A 15,571-nucleotide genomic window follows, 5' to 3' on the forward strand; every position below is an offset into this window, starting at 1 on the left:
TAACCAGAGGGCTTATGACTGAGTTGATTTTACCGTTTTAGCGCTAAAGAGCACGTGCGCCAGGGCGCACGCTACCGATACTCTTCAATGCTCGGGCATGAGCACATCAGGTTACGGTCGCCAAATACGTCATCAATACGGTTAACGGTTGGCCAGAACTTGTCGTAACCAACGGCTTCAACCGGGTAGGTTGCCGTTTTGCGATCGTATGGGCGGTCCCATTCTGCATCGGTAATGTCAGCCAGTGTATGCGGTGCATTTACCAGCGGGTTGTTGTCTTTTGGCCAGTCACCGGCGGCTACTTTCTCGGCTTCGGCTTTAATGCTAACCAAGGCTTCAATAAAGCGGTCCAGCTCGGCTTTAGACTCAGACTCGGTCGGCTCAACCATAATGGTACCCGCTACCGGGAAGCTCATAGTTGGCGAGTGGAAGCCGTAGTCTTGCAGGCGCTTAGCTACATCAATTTCAGCAATGCCGGCGGCGTCTTTCATTGGGCGCAAGTCGATAATGCACTCGTGCGCAACACGGTTGTTGCGGCCACGATACAGAATTTTGAAGTGCTTACTGAGCTTCTCAGCCAGGTAGTTGGCGTTCAAAATAGCGGTTTCTGAGGCTTCACGTAAGCCGCGTCCGCCCATCATGGCAATGTACATCCACGAAATGGTCAGAATGCTGGCACTACCAAACTGCGCAGCAGATACCGCGCCATTGCCTGCTTTAGGCCCGTCAATATTCACAATGGAGTGGTTTGGCAGGAATTCAGCCAGGTGCTGCTTCACGCCAATAGGACCCATACCCGGGCCACCGCCACCGTGCGGAATACAGAAGGTTTTGTGCAGGTTCAGGTGCGATACGTCAGAGCCAATATAACCTGGTGAGGTTACGCCAACCTGCGCGTTCATGTTGGCGCCGTCCATGTAAACCTGACCACCATAGTTGTGAACCAGGTCACAAATGTCTTTAATGCCTTCTTCGTAAACACCGTGGGTAGACGGGTAAGTGACCATAATGCACGACAGGTTCTCGCCCGCTTCTTCTGCTTTGGCTTTTAAGTCGTCCATATCCACGTTGCCGTGCTTGTCACAGTCAACCACCACCACTTTCATGTTCATCATCTGAGCTGAAGCTGGGTTGGTGCCGTGGGCAGAACTTGGAATAAGGCAAATGTTGCGGTGCCCGTCGCCGCGGCTTTCATGGTACTTCTGAATAGCTAACAGACCGGCGTATTCGCCCTGCGCACCGGAGTTCGGCTGCATCGACATGTCGTCATAACCGGTTACGTCAATTAACCATTCAGACAAGGTTTCAACCAGCTCGTAATAACCCTGCGCCTGCTCTGCCGGGCAGAACGGGTGCAACTGACCAAACTCAGGCCAGGTCACCGGAATCATCTCGGCGGTGGCGTTCAGTTTCATGGTGCACGAGCCCAGAGAAATCATTGAATGGTTCAGGGCTAAGTCTTTGTTTTCCAGCTTTTTAATGTAGCGCAGCATTTCGGTTTCTGAGTGATACTCGTTAAATACCGGATGCTGTAAATACTGAGACGTACGCACTAAGTCAGCAGGAATAGATTCCACGTCGCCACCGGCAACACGGCTGTCTAATACGTCAATGTCTAAACCGTGGTTGTCGCCAAACAGCGCGGCAAATAAGTTTTCAACATCGTCACGCGTTTTGGCTTCGTCCAGGCTGATACCAAATACGCCTTCGCCGTCAACGCGTAGATTAAGACCCAGCGCTTTGCTGCGCGCCAATACGTCGGCAGCGTTTTCTTTCATTTCAAAGGTTAAAGTGTCAAACCAGTGGCTGTTCACCAGCTTCACGCCTTTGTCCTGCATGCCTAAGGCAACAATGTCGGTTAAACGGTGAATGCGGTTGGCAATACGACGCAAGCCGTCCGGGCCATGGTACACAGCGTAAAACGACGCCATGTTCGCCAGCAGAACCTGTGCGGTACAAATGTTCGAGTTCGCTTTCTCGCGGCGTATGTGTTGCTCACGGGTCTGCATAGCCATACGCAATGCCGGGCGTCCACGCGAGTCTTTAGAAACACCAATAATACGGCCAGGCAAAGAGCGCTTAAATTTGTCGCGGGTAGCAAAGAAAGCGGCGTGAGGACCGCCATAGCCCATTGGTACACCAAAACGCTGCGCGTTACCGAACACCATGTCGGCACCCATTTCGCCCGGTGACTTCACCATTAACAGGCTCATTAAGTCAGAAGCAACGGCAACAATGGCCTTTTTCTCCTGCAACTCACCAATTAATTGTTCAATGTTGTGCAACTGGCCTTGTTTGTCCGGATACTGCAACAACGCACCAAACACGTCATGATCAGAAGCTTCACGCGCCGGCCCGACAATAATGTCAAAACCAAAGTATTCAGCACGGGTTTTCACCACGTCGATAGTTTGCGTGTAAACGTTGTCGGCAATGAAAAACGCGTTGGATTTTTTATTTTTAGAGACACGCTTCGCCATAGCCATTGCTTCGGCGGCGGCAGTGGCTTCGTCCAGCAATGAGGCGCTGGCTAAATCCAGGCCGGTTAAGTCCATGGTCATTTGCTGGAAGTTAAGCAGTGCTTCTAAACGGCCCTGAGCAATTTCCGGCTGATACGGCGTGTAAGCTGTATACCAACCCGGGTTTTCCAGTACGTTACGCAAAATAACGTTCGGCACAACGGTGTCGTAGTAGCCCATACCAATGTACGAGGTACAAATCTGGTTCTTTTTCGCGATAGTTTTAAGACGAGCCAGAGCTTCGCGTTCAGTTTGCGGCTCCCCTGTCTGCAGGAACGGTTCACGCAGAATCGCACCAGGTACAGTGTCTTTGGTTAATGCTTCTAAAGAATCTACACCCAGCTCAGCCAGCATGGCTTTTTGCTCATCAGCGCTTGGGCCAATATGGCGGCTAATGAATTCATCGTGGTGCTCTAATTGCGTCAGGGTAGTACTGCTCATTTAACTCAGCCTCGTACATTTATCGGAAATTTATCGAAAACTTATCGGATACAAAAAACAATGAACCCCGGCTAATTTCCGGGGCTCAGGACGCTCTGTGTCATTGGTGCTATGCGCCAATGGCCTCAGTCTTCGTCGATTGAAGCCTCGTAAGTATTTGCGTCCAGCAAGTTGTCCAGCTCGCTGCTGTCATCTGCTTTTATACGGAATAACCAGCCGTCACCGTAAGGGTCGTTGTTAACGGTTTCAGGGGCATCTTCCAGGTCTTCGTTAATCGCAACCACTTCACCGGTCATTGGTGCGTAGATGTCTGACGCTGCTTTTACAGATTCAGCTACAGCAATGTCGTCGCCTGTTGCCACTTTGTCACCTACGTCAGGTAACTCAACAAACACCATATCACCAAGAAGTTCCTGCGCGTGCTCAGAGATACCTACTGTAAAGGTACCATCGCCCTCGTCACGAACCCACTCGTGAGTTGATGCGTATTTCAAATCTGCTGGAATATTGCTCATTTCACTTTCCTTCTAACCGGCGTACCCGGAATGTATTGAATCTTGTTCGATTATAAAACAGATTGACCGTTTCTGACGAAACCTGGCTTAACTACCTTCACCGGCATTTGTTTTTTACGCATTTCCACTTCCGCTGTATCACCAACACTGGATGGAACGCGAGCCATTGCAACTGAGAAACCAAGTGTAGGCGAGAATGTACCAGAAGTGATGATACCTTCGCCACCCTCAACGGTTACTTTTTGACCGTGACGCAGTACACCTTTCTCTTCCATCACAAGGCCGACTAACTTGTCGTGACCTTCAGCTTTTTTCTGCTCTAATGCTTTACGACCAATGAAGTCGCGATCAGCCGGTTCAAACGCTACGCTCCAGCCCATGTTGGCTTCCAGCGGCGTGATGTTCTCATCCATGTCCTGACCATACAGGTTCATGCCAGCTTCTAAACGCAGTGTATCACGGGCGCCCAGTCCACAAGGAGCCACATCGGCTTTTAGCAAGTCATTCCAAAGGGCTTCAAGCTGCTCGGCCGGAACCACAATTTCGTAGCCTTTTTCGCCGGTGTAACCTGTGGTCGCAATAAAGTAATCGCCAACGTCTTTGCCGACAAAAGGCTTCATGCCGTCAATGTCTGCGTACTGCTCTGCGGTTAACACGTTTTGAATTTTGTCAGCGGCTTTAGGTCCCTGCAAAGCCAGCATACCCATGTCGTCACGCTCTTTGGTGGTGACATCAAAATCGGCAGCAACTTTTTCAATCCATGCCAGGTCGCGGTCACGGGTTGCTGAGTTAACGACCATGCGGTATGCGGTTTCTGAGAAGAAATACACAATAAGGTCGTCAATAACACCGCCGTTTTCATTCAGCATGCTGGTGTATTGTGCTTTGCCTTCGGTTTTCAGCTTGGCCACATCATTAGCCAGCAGGTAACGCAAAAACGCCTGAGCCTGTGGTCCTTCTACGTCAACAATGGTCATGTGCGACACATCGAAAACACCGCAGTCACGGCGTACAGCATGGTGCTCTTCAATTTGTGAGCCGTAGTTCAGCGGCATGTCCCAGCCATGAAAATCAACCATCTTTGCACCCGCTTTTACGTGTGCTTCGTACAGTGGCGTTCTGCTACCCATACCGTGTTCCTTTTCTGTTCACTTTATGTGCGTGTGTATGGGCGCAAATTATAGGCGTGATTCGTTTAAACTTAAAATCAATAATGCTTATAATGGTATTAATTTTTCAAATACCCAGTAATGACTTTATAAAGCGAACCAATGAAACATTTATCCTTAGAAGCCTTACGCAGTTTTAGTGCGGTGATTGAGCTGGGCAGTATGACACTTGCCGGCGAACGCATGGGTCGTTCTCAGCCGGCTATTAGTCTGCAACTTAAAAAACTGGAGCAGCAACTGGGCGTTGAACTGCTAACCCGCCAGGGCAGTGGCTTTGCCCTTACCGCCGACGGTGACGTGCTGTTTGACTATGCGCAACGAATGTTGGCACTGAATGATCAGGCCTGGGCACAGTTCGAGCCGCAACAGGTTAGCGGTAAAGTGCGGCTGGGTATTACCAGTGAATTTGCTTCCAGTCTGCTGCCAAAAGTGCTGGGTCAGTTTGCTCAGGTTTACCCGCAGGTGACACTGCAGGTGACTTCAGCGTTGAGTAAAGACTTACTGTCCGGACTAGGGCAGCAGTTCGATATTATTCTGGCACTGCGCGAACAGACCAATAAAAGTGATGTTTTAATTCAGCGTGAAGAGCTGGTTTGGGTGGGCTTACCTGGCTTATTAGAGCAACCCGGCTGGCCTATGGTAGTTGCTCCTGAAGGCTGTATTTATCGTCGCAGGGCAGAACAAAGCTTACAAAGGGCGCATCAGCCTTATCGTATCACTTATACCAATACAGACTTCTCGGGACTGACTGCAGCATTGAACAGCGGACTAGGCATTACCGTTCTGGCTAAAAGTACGGTACCGAAGGATATTCCCATATTGGAAAGTTTTTCTGATAACAAACCCTTACCCAACCCCGGCTCTGTAAACGTCATTATGCGTCTGGCCGGCGGTGCCTCAAGCGCTGCCTCTCAATTAGCCGACTACCTGAAAGCGCGGATTTGAACATCTCACCTGACGTGAACGTCAGGCTACGAGAGCTGAGCTACGGAATAGGTGGCGCCTATGGTTGGTACGTACTGGTCAGGGAGTGTGCAGCGCCATGGATGGCGCTGCCCAAGCCCTACAGGGACGTATTTACGGGCGGCTCCCAGACCAGTACGTAGCAACCACCGCCACCTAGGCCCCCAGAGCCACTTCGGCTAGCTTGCGCTTTAAAAAGGTCAGTTTGTTTGGCAGTGCGAAGGCCAGTGCGCGTAAGCCTTTCACTACTGGGTTTGCTGTGCCGAAACCGCGTTTGAACATTTCCATTGCCGCTATCATGAGCTGGGTGTCGGCTTTGCGCTCGCGCTGATACGCACTCAGCGAGCGGTGCATTTGCTGCAGTGAAGATAAATCCGCACCCTCAAGTTTCTCGGTTAAGGCTTTCACGTCACCAAAACCTAAGTTTGCGCCCTGTCCGGCCAGCGGATGAATGGTGTGAGCCGCATCGCCAGCCAAAACAATACGATGCTGATACCATTGGCGGGCATACTGCATTCTAAGCGGGAAGGCTTTTATATCAGACACACACTCGCAGGCACCTAATACCCGACCGGATTCTGTTTCCACCTGTTTAGCAAAGCGCTCAGGCGGCTCATTAAGTAAGTTTCTGGCGAGATCTTCATCGGCAGACCAAACAATCGAAACGGTATGAGAGTCAGGCGTTGGCAGAAGCGCCAGTGGCCCTGTGGGTAAAAATACCTGACGAGCCACGCCATTATGCGGTTGTTCCGTGCGAATGTTCGCCACAATTCCTTGCTGCCCGTAGTCCCAGAAGGAAATTGGTAATTCAGCATACTGACGCACTTTCGAGCGACCACCGTCGGCTCCAACTATTAGATCAGCTGACAGTAACCACTCACCAACTTCTATTTCCGCGGGGTGAGACTCATCGCCGCCGTGAACCATTGTCCACTGCTGCGTCTGTAATATCTCCACACCGGCCTGCTCCGCACGTTGCCACAAAAAGTGCTCAACAACGTTGTTTTCAACTATAGCGCCTAGATCTTCGGCGTTAATTTCCTTTGCTGAAAACTCAATGTGCGCCGGGCTGTCTTTGTCCCACACTTGCATGCTCTGGTAGGGGCCGCTTCGGTGTTCCTGCACTAAAGGCCAGGCACCGCAGTCTTTTAATACGCTGCGACTGCGATCATTCAACGCGCTCACCCGTAAAGCCAGCTCGTCAGAAAGTTCAGGCTGCGAATGCCTTTCCAGCACCATTACTCGCCGGTTCTGTTGAGCCAGGCGTATCGCCAGGCTCAGACCAATCATACCGCCACCAACAATCACAACATCTAACTTTTTGCGTTTCATGGTCATGGTTTCATCCCCATGGTTAAGCGTGCAAAGGCGGATTTCAGCGGCGAACAATGCTGCAGTAACATCAGCGCACTATTGCGACCCACAACGGTGGGTAAATAATGGTTGGAGAAACCACGCACAAGGCCGTCGGTCAGCTTAATAATGGCCTGATAGTCGCGTTCGCGGTTCTGCTCGTAGCCTTGCAAAACGCGGAAATGACCGGGGTCATCGGTTGTTGCCAGTAATTCACACAACACTTCGGTATCCCGCAGGCCCAGATTAAACCCCTGCCCGGCTATTGGGTGTAAGGCATGCGAGGCGTTACCAATAATGACACTGCGGTGATGGGTTGAGCGTTTAGCCCGGCGTAAAATGAGCGGATAAAAAACCCGCTTCGATACCCCGGTAAATAAGCCCGCGCGGTAGCCAAAGGCCTGCTGACAACGGTGCAAAAATTCAGTATCTGACCATTGTTCGGCGGCTTCACGCTGCTTTTCGGTAAAGCTCCACACCAATGAGGCCTGCGAATTCTGCATGGGTAACAAAGCAATGGGTCCGGCTTCGGTAAAACGCTCAAACGCCCAGCCATCTAAGGGCTGTTTCATGTCTAAGGTGGCAATGCAGCCAAACTGACCGTAGTCGTAGGTATCGGATTTTAATTCAAGCTGTTCGCGCACTAACGAGTTCTGGCCGTCGGCGCCAATCAGCAACTTAGTCTGTAATTTCTGCGCGTTATCCAGAGTGAGTTCCACGTAATCCTGCTGCTGTTTCAGCGACTCCAGCCGCACACCGGACAACCAGTTTAAATTAGGCTGTTTCTGGCAACTCAGGTATAGGTTATTGACCAGCTCTGAAGCCGAAACCACGCGCCCCAGCGCCTCAACTTTTTCATGCTCCGCGTGTAATTCCGCAGCGCCGGCAAAACCACGATCAGAAATATGAATGTGTTTTATTGGGGTAGTATCAATGCCATCGAGCGCACCAAGGCTTTGTAACCGCTTTGCTGAGGCAGCTGCCAGCGCAATAATGCGTTTGTCAGCAGGCGGGCCTTCTGCGCGAGGTTCACACACCACAATACGCCAGTCCGGCCGCTGCTGCGCCAGCATTAAGCCGGTTAAGGCACCCACTAAGCTGCCTCCGGCTATAACCACATCAGCCTGAGTTACTGGCTTTTCATCCATTCTTCAATCTCTTCAACGGTTTTCGGTACGCCCGCGGTCATGTTGTCAAAGCCATCGGCTGTTACCACTATGTCGTCTTCTATACGAATGCCAATGCCGCGCCACTTTTCATCAACCTCGGCGTCTTCCGGAATATAAATGCCCGGCTCTACCGTCAGCACCATGCCCGGTTTAAAGGAAACCGGCTCGCCTTCACTGTTGCGATAACGCCCCACATCGTGAACGTCCAGACCCAGCCAGTGGCCTAACCCGTGAATAAAATAGGTTTTCCAGCGCTGCTCTTTGAAGTTCTCTTCGGCGTCACCGGTTAAAATACCAAGCTCCGTCAGACCGTCGCTAATGACCCGCGCTGCGGCTTCGCTTGCCTTAACCAGATTGCTGCCGGGCTTTATTTCGGCAAAGGCAGCCTGCTGGGCTTTCAGAACTAAATTGTAAAGTATGCTCTGCGGCTCATTAAACTTCCCGTTCACCGGGAAGGTGCGGGTAATATCGGCGGCATAGCCCTGATATTCCGCACCGGCATCCACTAACAGTAAATCGCCGTCGCGCAGAGCATCGCGGTTGTCGGTGTAATGCAAAATACAGGCGTTTGCACCGCCGCCACTAATAATGCCATACGCCGGATGCAAAGCGCCGTTCATAGCAAACTCATGATGCAACTCTGCCGCTACCTGATACTCGTGCTTACCGTCTTCGACAAAACGCATAATGCGACGAAACGCTCCCGAACTTATACGTGCCGCTTCTTTCATTACCGCTATTTCTGCGGCTGACTTAATTAAACGCATGGCGTCCAAGTCAGGCCGTAAATCAGACAAGCTTTGAGGTGCCAGTTTGCCGCTTCGTCTGGCTTTAACACTCACTTCATCACGAGCTTCGCTGACTAACTCGGCCAGTATTGAGTCTTCGCCCATGGGGTAAAAAACCGATTCAATGCCCTGCAACAATTCGGGTAAGCGCTCGGGCAAGGTATCTAGGTCTTCTGCGCTATCAACAGCTAAGGCTTCAACGGCATTTTCATAACCCAGACGCAACCCGTGCCAAACTTCGTGCTTCGGGTCTTTGTCCTGACAGAATAAAACACTGCGCGGGTTGCTGTCGTTGATCAGCAGCAATACAGCGTCCGGTTCGTTAAAACCGGTTAAGTAGAAAAAGTCGCTGTTTTGCCGAAACGGAAACTCGGTATCGTTGCTACGGGTAACTTCACTGCTGGCTGCAACCAGTGCCAGTGAATTTGGCGGCAACAATTGCAGTAACTGCTGCCGGCGCTGGTTAAATTCGTCCTGCGGAATAACGTCTTTCATCAACGACCTCAACTCCGTCAGTAATTAATGTAAAGTTTTAGGCGGCTGGTTCGCGGGCTGTTCTTTTCGGCCTAACTCGGTGTAGCACATCATGGCTGAAATACGCAGATACTCGACAATTTCGGTGTAGGCTCGTTCTTCTTCCTCATCACCGTCGTCGGTAAATTCTATTTTTGCCAGCTCGACCATGTCTTCAATGGCTTCTTTCAAGTCACCACTTAAGTTGGTCATATTTTCCTGATTCACACCATAGCCAACTAAAAAGGCGTTAACCCAGCCAGCCAGTGCGCTTAAGCGGTCAGACAACGGCGTGGTGTCTTCAGGTAATAACAAACGGTAGCCTAAATCTTCGTCGCCCAGCGAGTGTTCAATTTCTTCGGCCTGCTGTTGCAGCAAGTTTTCCAGCTCGACGGGCAAGCCCTGGCCGTCGTATGCCAGGTCTGACATTAATATCATTAATTCATTGCTTTTGGCGTCGCTACCGGTGGCTATTAGCCCGGTTAACATGCCCTGCACTTCCGACGCACTTGGCGTCATATCGTATTGTGCGTATAGCTCAACTAAACGGTCATAATTAAAACGTGTCGACATTCACATTCTGCCTTTGGTTAATCTTGCCCTAATCCTAACACTGGCTTTACGTAATCGCTAGCTGACAAACACCGGTAGCTCATGCCATAATGCCGTTATCAACGCTGTTGAGTCAGTTGCAAGGAGTCTTTGAATGACCGCAAAAACCATGGATATAAAATTGCTGGAACGTAATTACAAGGTCGCTTGTCCCATTGGGCAGGAGAGTGCGTTACAGCAAGCGGCGGATGCGCTTAATGAAAGACTTGAAGAAACCAAGGAACGGACCCAACTGACCAATGTGGAACAGATAGCAGTAATGACAGCCCTGAATTTGTGTCATGAATGGATTCAGGATCAAAATGAACAGTCTGCAAAAACTGCTAAACTGGAAGAGAAAATTCAGTTGCTTCAGGCAACCATTGAACAGGCTATGAGTGAGCAACGCTCACAACGTAACCGTTAACGGTTAAGCTAAAGCAACATTGTAAACCCTTTTTGCGGTTTCCTGGGGTGTTTGCCAGCAGGCTTATGTCCCTGAGCCGATGCTTGTATTAAAAGGGGATCACTGGCCTGCCATGTGCAAGCCCGGCTTGAACCGGGAAGCCTACGGCAGATACCATTTGCTCCCCGCCTTGAACCAATGGGTTCAAGGGCTACAGCCAGCAGCGGCACCTTGGGAAGCCACCCTCATTTTTGGCGATCCGCCTTTTCTTCAGCAACAATGGCTTTAACGTCCTGCAACAGTTGCTGAGCATCGAAAATAATACCGTCTTTAATGGTATACTGAATACCTTCGGTACGCATTGGCTGATTATTATCATCCAGTTTAAAATGCCCGGTGCCATACAGCACTTTAAAGTTGTCCATCGGGTTTTCGTTCACAATGACCATATCGGCTTTTTTACCAATGGCCACTGAACCAATGTCGTCTTCCATATTCAGTGCTTCGGCACCTGCCAGGCTGGCAGCATGAATAACCTCCAACGCGTTTAGACCCGCTTCGCGCAGTAATTCCAGCTCGCGAATGTAGCCAAAGCCGTAAATTTTGTAGATATACCCGGCGTCAGAACCCACCGTGATGCGACCGCCGTTGGCGTGGTAATCTTTTAAGAAGGCCATCCACTTCTGGTAATTCTTTTTCCAGGCAATTTCGTTATCGGTGGTCCAGTCAAACCAGTACGAACCATGCGCATAGCGGCTGGGTTCAAAAAAGTCCCATAACCGTGGCAGAGTATATTCGTCGTGCCAAATGGCCTGACGCTCACGCATTAAGTCACGCGAGGCTTCGTAAATGGTTAAGGTGGGGTTGATGGTAAAATCCAGTTCAATGAGCTCGTCACGCACCGAATTCCATTTTTCTGAGCCCGGCTCTGCCGCCTGCTTCCACAAACGCCCTGCTTCTTCAAAACGGTTTTGCTCGTTGTTGTAATTATAATCTGCCGGGTAGTCCTGCACGCGTTGCTCTTCAAACAAAGCCTCCGGCAAGCCATACCAATGCTCCATTGAGGTTAAGCCTGAGCGTGCTGAATCTAATGCGTTCATTGACATCACATTCAGTTGAGCGTGGTGCATCATAGTGCCTAAGCCCTGCTTGTTGGCTTCGTCCAGCGCCGCTTCCATCACCTTACGCGAAGCACCGAAAAACTTAATGCCTTTTGCGCCCTGGTCTTTAATATAACGAACCCACTCGCGTGCCTGTTCGCCATTATAAATGGGCTTATCCCAGCCTTGTCCAAAACCAACGTAGGGAATAATTCGCGGCGACGTAATGCGGTTGTCCGCAGCGCGTTCTTCATGCCACTGAACCCAGTCCAGACCGTTAAAGCTGCCCGGCTCACGAATGGTGGTAATGCCATGTCCTAACCATAGCTTCAGCACGTATTCCGCCGGAATGCCCTTTGCCGATCCGCCAATGTGCGCGTGCATATCGACAAAGCCGGGCAGAATGTATTTGCCGCTGACATCCAGTTCTTTGTCGTTAGCGCCCGCTTCGGGCCGCCCTTCCGGCTTAATTGGCACGCCTGGGTTACCCACGCTGACAATATTCACGATACGGTCTTTCTCAATGACAATATCCACCGGGCCAAATGGCGGCGCACCTTCACCGTTAATTAAGGTACCGCCACGCAAAATAAGGCGTTCGTATGGACCTTCGCCGCGGTCACGTTCCGGGGCTTTAGGTGGCGCTTGCACAGCATAGGCTGCAACCGTAAAAGCCATGGCGACCATGGCTAAAGCTATCGTTTTTATTGTTTTCATCGGTTATCCTCAGACCATTCTTCAGCGTTTTTCTAAAAGCAGACTCTAGCATGACTCGACAGAACCTTAGACGCAAGTTACAGCAGATTCGCCGCAATTTACCCGCCGAACAGCAACAGACGGCGGCGCGCGAGGTTGCCAACAGACTGCAACAGCGTTTAAGTCATCTGCAACCAGAACAAACCACAGTAGCCGTATATAAAAGTTTTGACGGTGAACTGCCGACCTTTCCCGTTATTGAAACACTGTGGCAACTGGGGTTTAACACCGTTTTGCCGGTGCTTCACCCTTTTGCTAAAGGTCATTTGCTGTTTTTACGCTATACTCCTGATACCCCAATGACGCTCAACAAGTACGGTATTCAGGAACCTGAATTAAACGTACAGAATGTGGTGCCGCTATCGAACATTCAGATACTGCTGATGCCTCTTGTCGGATTCGATCAAAACGGTAACCGGCTGGGTATGGGCGGCGGCTATTATGATCGCACTTTGGCTCAATGGCATAACGGTTATCAACCCAACTTATCACCCGTAGGGTTAAGCTATAACGAACAACTGGTTCAAAGCATTCCTGTCGAGAGCTGGGACATTCCATTGCCGGAAGTGATAACACCGGCAAAACACTGGCGTTTCTGAAGCAAAGAAACGTCGATAAAAACCAACAAATTCCTTATACTGACGCATAAAAAACCAACGGAGAAAAACGCTCATGTCAGGCAACGCTGATGCACTCAAAAAAGCGGCAGCAGAAGCTGCTATGCAATACATTGAAGACGGCACTGTGGTCGGAGTCGGCACGGGCTCTACGGTAAACTTTTTTATCGATGCACTAGCCGAACGAAAGCATGACATAGAAGGCGCGGTATCTAGCTCTGAAGCCTCAACCGAGCGCCTGAAGTCGCACGGCATTGAAGTGTTTGAGCTTAACTCGGTTGTGGAGGTACCCATTTACGTAGACGGTGCTGACGAAATTACTGAGCACGGTCAAATGGTTAAAGGCGGCGGTGGCGCATTAACGCGCGAGAAAATTATTGCTGCAGTAGCCAGGAAGTTTGTTTGCGTTGCAGATGAAAGCAAAATGGTTGGCCGCCTGGGTCAATTCCCGGTGCCGGTTGAAGTTATTCCTATGGCGCGCTCTTACGTTGCCCGTGAAATTGTGAAACTGGGCGGCGACCCGGTGTGGCGTCAGGGTTTTACTACCGACAACGGCAACTGGATCCTCGATGTGCATAACTTCGATATTATGGAGCCAATGAAACTTGAAGCTGAGCTGAATAATATTGTCGGCGTGGTCACTAACGGGCTGTTTGCCCAGCGCGGCGCTGATATCGCTTTAATTGCTCGTGAAGACGGAGTTCAAACCCTGAAGGTAAGTGGCTAATGCAGATATCCCTGGCAAAAGACAAAATCAAAGTTTTGCTGCTGGAAGGCGTTCATGAAAGCGCCATTCAGCTATTTCGGCATCATGGCTATCATAATCTGGAAATACTGCAGACTTCGCTAAGCGAAGACGAGCTGTGCGAAAAAATTAAAGACGCCCATATTCTGGGTATACGCTCGCGCAGCCAGTTAAACGACCGTGTGTTTGCCGCTGCCGAAAAGCTCATTGCCGTAGGTTGCTTCTGCATTGGTACCAATCAGGTTGACTTAGAAGCGGCAAAAAAGCACGGTGTCATTGTTTTTAATGCGCCATTTTCAAATACCCGCAGTGTTGCTGAGCTGGTTTTAGCCGAAATTATTATGTTGTTACGCGGCATTCCGGAAAAAAATGCCGTAGCCCACGAAGGCGGCTGGCTTAAATCAGCCAAACAGTCTTACGAGGCACGCGGAAAAATACTGGGCATCGTCGGCTATGGCCACATAGGCAGTCAGCTCAGTGTTCTGGCCGAGCAGTTGGGCATGCACATTCGTTACTTTGATATTGAAGACAAACTGCCTATGGGCAATGCTCAGTCGGTAGCCACGTTGGATGACTTACTGGCACAATCCGATATCATCACTTTGCACGTGCCGGAAAATGAGCAGACACAGTGGATGATCGGTCGTCGTCAGATTGAGCGTATGAAGCCCGGTAGCCTGCTGATTAACGCGTCGCGCGGAACGGTTGTGGATATCGACGCTCTTGCCGAAGCCTTGTCGTCACGGCATCTGGCCGGCGCGGCTATTGATGTGTTTCCGGTTGAACCCAAAGGCAACAGCGATGAATTTCTGTCGCCTTTGCGCGGCCTGAAAAACTGCCTGTTAACCCCCCACATTGGTGGCTCAACCTTAGAAGCTCAGGAAAATATTGGCGTTGAAGTGGCCGGAAAACTGGTGCGCTATTCCGATAACGGATCAACCCTGTCTGCGGTGAACTTCCCTGAAGTTAGCCTGCCGACACACGCAACAGCGCAGCGCCTGCTGCATATTCATAAAAACCAGCCGGGTATGCTAAACGCCATTAACCGCATTATTAGTGACAACGAAATTAACGTGGTAGGTCAGTACTTACAAACGGATGAGAACGTTGGCTACGTAGTGATGGACATCGACAGCGATAACGGTGCCGATGTATTGCAGCAACTGAAAGACATTCCGGGCACGATTCGCGCCCGGCGCTTATTCTAGTCTTTTTTACCCATAACCGTGCGTTCCATGCTCTCTGGTGAGACATGGCGCACGTCTTTGCCTTTCACAAAGAAGATAATGTACTCGGCAATGTTCTGACAACGGTCACCAATACGCTCTAAAGAACGTGCAGACCATAGAACATTCATGATTTTTGGAATAGAACGAGAGTCTTCCATCATGTAAGTCATAAGCTGGCGTGTCAGCGCTTCATATTGACGGTCAGCCTGTTCGTCCTGCTGATGCACGTCGTAAGCCGATTCAAGATCCATGCGCGCGAAAGCATCCAGAACTTTATGCAACATGCTTAATACTTGTTGCCCAAGGTTTTCCAGACTCACCAACAGCTGTTGCTGGTCGTTGTTGAAGCTTTCTTTCGCAACCTTAGCAATGCGCTCGGCTTCGTCGCCAATACGCTCTAAATCAGCAATGGTTTTGATAATAGCAATAACCAGACGCAAGTCACTGGCAGCGGGCTGACGTTTAGCAATAATATGTACGCACTCTTCGTCAATCTGCACTTCCAGCTTATTGACTTTGTGGTCACTGCTCAGCACTTTTTCGGCCAGCTCGGCGTCGCCTTTTTGAATTGCTAAAAGTGAATCCTGTAATTGCTTTTCAACCAGGCCACCCATGCTCAATACACGGTTACGCACAGCCTCAAGTTCCTCGTTGAACTTGCCGGAAATGTGCTTGTTCATATTCATCTTATCCATGA

General features: G+C 50.3%; 14 protein-coding genes and 1 other RNA gene. 6 read left to right on the forward strand and 9 right to left on the reverse strand.

Translation table 11 applies throughout. From position 1 onward, the window contains the following. Positions 1–71: 71 nt before the first annotated feature. The 3 genes from gcvP to gcvT form a co-directional block, all read right to left on the reverse strand. On the reverse strand, positions 72–2,960 hold the full coding sequence (gcvP, locus tag ACP7H9_RS04930) for an aminomethyl-transferring glycine dehydrogenase (RefSeq protein WP_439222296.1): 2,889 nt from the start codon (positions 2,958–2,960) through the stop codon (positions 72–74). A gap of 125 nt (positions 2,961–3,085) precedes the next feature. After that, positions 3,086–3,475 (reverse strand): glycine cleavage system protein GcvH, encoded by a 390-nt coding sequence (gene gcvH, locus ACP7H9_RS04935; protein ID WP_011235321.1) that lies wholly within the window; start codon positions 3,473–3,475, stop codon positions 3,086–3,088. A gap of 50 nt (positions 3,476–3,525) precedes the next feature. Next, positions 3,526–4,605 carry a glycine cleavage system aminomethyltransferase GcvT gene (gcvT, locus tag ACP7H9_RS04940; RefSeq protein ID WP_110014100.1) on the reverse strand — a complete coding sequence of 360 codons (1,080 nt, stop codon included), beginning with the start codon at positions 4,603–4,605 and terminating at the stop codon, positions 3,526–3,528. A 141-nt stretch (positions 4,606–4,746) separates the two neighbouring features. On the opposite strand from gcvT, the gene ACP7H9_RS04945 reads away from it, so the two are divergent. Then, entirely contained in the window at positions 4,747–5,589 is an 843-nt protein-coding gene (locus ACP7H9_RS04945) for a LysR family transcriptional regulator (RefSeq protein ID WP_011235323.1), read from the forward strand. A gap of 174 nt (positions 5,590–5,763) precedes the next feature. Here the strand turns inward: ACP7H9_RS04945 and ACP7H9_RS04950 are convergent, their stop codons facing one another. From ACP7H9_RS04950 to ACP7H9_RS04965, 4 genes are read right to left on the reverse strand one after another with little or no spacing between them, the layout of a single operon-like run. Continuing rightward, positions 5,764–6,945 (reverse strand): FAD-dependent oxidoreductase, encoded by a 1,182-nt coding sequence (locus ACP7H9_RS04950; RefSeq protein ID WP_439222297.1) that lies wholly within the window; start codon positions 6,943–6,945, stop codon positions 5,764–5,766. After that, on the reverse strand, positions 6,942–8,108 hold the full coding sequence (gene ubiH, locus ACP7H9_RS04955; protein WP_439222298.1) for a 2-octaprenyl-6-methoxyphenyl hydroxylase: 1,167 nt from the start codon (positions 8,106–8,108) through the stop codon (positions 6,942–6,944). The genes ACP7H9_RS04950 and ubiH overlap by 4 nt, the downstream gene beginning before the upstream one ends. Next, positions 8,090–9,412, reverse strand: coding sequence for a Xaa-Pro aminopeptidase (pepP, locus tag ACP7H9_RS04960; protein ID WP_439222299.1), 1,323 nt, complete (start codon positions 9,410–9,412; stop codon positions 8,090–8,092). Before pepP ends, ubiH begins: the two co-directional genes overlap by 19 nt. A 24-nt stretch (positions 9,413–9,436) precedes the next feature. Further along, positions 9,437–10,003: a UPF0149 family protein gene (locus ACP7H9_RS04965; protein ID WP_011235327.1), complete on the reverse strand. Its 567-nt coding sequence runs from the start codon at positions 10,001–10,003 to the stop codon at positions 9,437–9,439. Positions 10,004–10,136: 133 nt separating this feature from the next. Between ACP7H9_RS04965 and zapA the strand changes: the two genes are divergently transcribed. Both zapA and ssrS read left to right on the forward strand, forming a co-directional pair. Then, positions 10,137–10,448 carry a cell division protein ZapA gene (gene zapA, locus ACP7H9_RS04970; RefSeq protein WP_011235328.1) on the forward strand — a complete coding sequence of 104 codons (312 nt, stop codon included), beginning with the start codon at positions 10,137–10,139 and terminating at the stop codon, positions 10,446–10,448. 36 nt (positions 10,449–10,484) lie between these two features. Further along, positions 10,485–10,669: non-coding RNA, 6S RNA (gene ssrS, locus ACP7H9_RS04975), on the forward strand. Between the two features lie 3 nt (positions 10,670–10,672). On the opposite strand, the gene ACP7H9_RS04980 is transcribed toward ssrS, so the two are convergent. Next, positions 10,673–12,244 carry an amidohydrolase family protein gene (locus ACP7H9_RS04980; protein WP_439222300.1) on the reverse strand — a complete coding sequence of 524 codons (1,572 nt, stop codon included), beginning with the start codon at positions 12,242–12,244 and terminating at the stop codon, positions 10,673–10,675. A 50-nt stretch (positions 12,245–12,294) separates the two neighbouring features. Here ACP7H9_RS04980 and ACP7H9_RS04985 point away from each other — a divergent pair, with 50 nt between their 5' ends. From ACP7H9_RS04985 to serA, 3 genes are all read left to right on the forward strand, one after another. Continuing rightward, complete coding sequence (locus ACP7H9_RS04985) at positions 12,295–12,882, forward strand: 5-formyltetrahydrofolate cyclo-ligase (protein WP_439222301.1); 588 nt, start codon at positions 12,295–12,297, stop codon at positions 12,880–12,882. A 73-nt stretch (positions 12,883–12,955) separates the two neighbouring features. Continuing rightward, a complete protein-coding gene (gene rpiA / locus ACP7H9_RS04990) occupies positions 12,956–13,627 on the forward strand; it encodes a ribose-5-phosphate isomerase RpiA (protein WP_011235331.1) in 672 nt (223 codons plus the stop codon). Then, positions 13,627–14,853 carry a phosphoglycerate dehydrogenase gene (gene serA, locus ACP7H9_RS04995; protein ID WP_011235332.1) on the forward strand — a complete coding sequence of 409 codons (1,227 nt, stop codon included), beginning with the start codon at positions 13,627–13,629 and terminating at the stop codon, positions 14,851–14,853. Before rpiA ends, serA begins: the two co-directional genes overlap by 1 nt. On the opposite strand, the gene phoU is transcribed toward serA, so the two are convergent. Then, a complete protein-coding gene (gene phoU, locus ACP7H9_RS05000) occupies positions 14,850–15,569 on the reverse strand; it encodes a phosphate signaling complex protein PhoU (RefSeq protein ID WP_034822281.1) in 720 nt (239 codons plus the stop codon). The two genes, serA and phoU, sit on opposite strands and share 4 nt — an antisense overlap. Positions 15,570–15,571: the final 2 nt, after the last annotated feature.

It is taken from the genome of Idiomarina sp. ST20R2A10, assembly GCF_051842345.1.
Classification (GTDB): domain Bacteria; phylum Pseudomonadota; class Gammaproteobacteria; order Enterobacterales; family Alteromonadaceae; genus Idiomarina; species Idiomarina loihiensis.

What these genes read in the sequence shown, in the direction of transcription:
- ubiH (WP_439222298.1), bottom strand. Translation starts at nt 8,108, where the DNA reads ATGGATGAAAAGCCAGTAACTCAGGCTGATGTGGTTATAGCCGGAGGC.
- ACP7H9_RS04945 (WP_011235323.1), top strand. Translation starts at nt 4,747, where the DNA reads ATGAAACATTTATCCTTAGAAGCCTTACGCAGTTTTAGTGCGGTGATT.
- gcvT (WP_110014100.1), bottom strand. Translation starts at nt 4,605, where the DNA reads ATGGGTAGCAGAACGCCACTGTACGAAGCACACGTAAAAGCGGGTGCA.
- ACP7H9_RS04950 (WP_439222297.1), bottom strand. Translation starts at nt 6,945, where the DNA reads ATGACCATGAAACGCAAAAAGTTAGATGTTGTGATTGTTGGTGGCGGT.
- rpiA (WP_011235331.1), top strand. Translation starts at nt 12,956, where the DNA reads ATGTCAGGCAACGCTGATGCACTCAAAAAAGCGGCAGCAGAAGCTGCT.
- zapA (WP_011235328.1), top strand. Translation starts at nt 10,137, where the DNA reads ATGACCGCAAAAACCATGGATATAAAATTGCTGGAACGTAATTACAAG.
- phoU (WP_034822281.1), bottom strand. Translation starts at nt 15,569, where the DNA reads ATGGATAAGATGAATATGAACAAGCACATTTCCGGCAAGTTCAACGAG.
- serA (WP_011235332.1), top strand. Translation starts at nt 13,627, where the DNA reads ATGCAGATATCCCTGGCAAAAGACAAAATCAAAGTTTTGCTGCTGGAA.
- gcvP (WP_439222296.1), bottom strand. Translation starts at nt 2,960, where the DNA reads ATGAGCAGTACTACCCTGACGCAATTAGAGCACCACGATGAATTCATT.
- ACP7H9_RS04985 (WP_439222301.1), top strand. Translation starts at nt 12,295, where the DNA reads ATGACTCGACAGAACCTTAGACGCAAGTTACAGCAGATTCGCCGCAAT.
- ACP7H9_RS04965 (WP_011235327.1), bottom strand. Translation starts at nt 10,003, where the DNA reads ATGTCGACACGTTTTAATTATGACCGTTTAGTTGAGCTATACGCACAA.
- pepP (WP_439222299.1), bottom strand. Translation starts at nt 9,412, where the DNA reads ATGAAAGACGTTATTCCGCAGGACGAATTTAACCAGCGCCGGCAGCAG.
- gcvH (WP_011235321.1), bottom strand. Translation starts at nt 3,475, where the DNA reads ATGAGCAATATTCCAGCAGATTTGAAATACGCATCAACTCACGAGTGG.
- ACP7H9_RS04980 (WP_439222300.1), bottom strand. Translation starts at nt 12,244, where the DNA reads ATGAAAACAATAAAAACGATAGCTTTAGCCATGGTCGCCATGGCTTTT.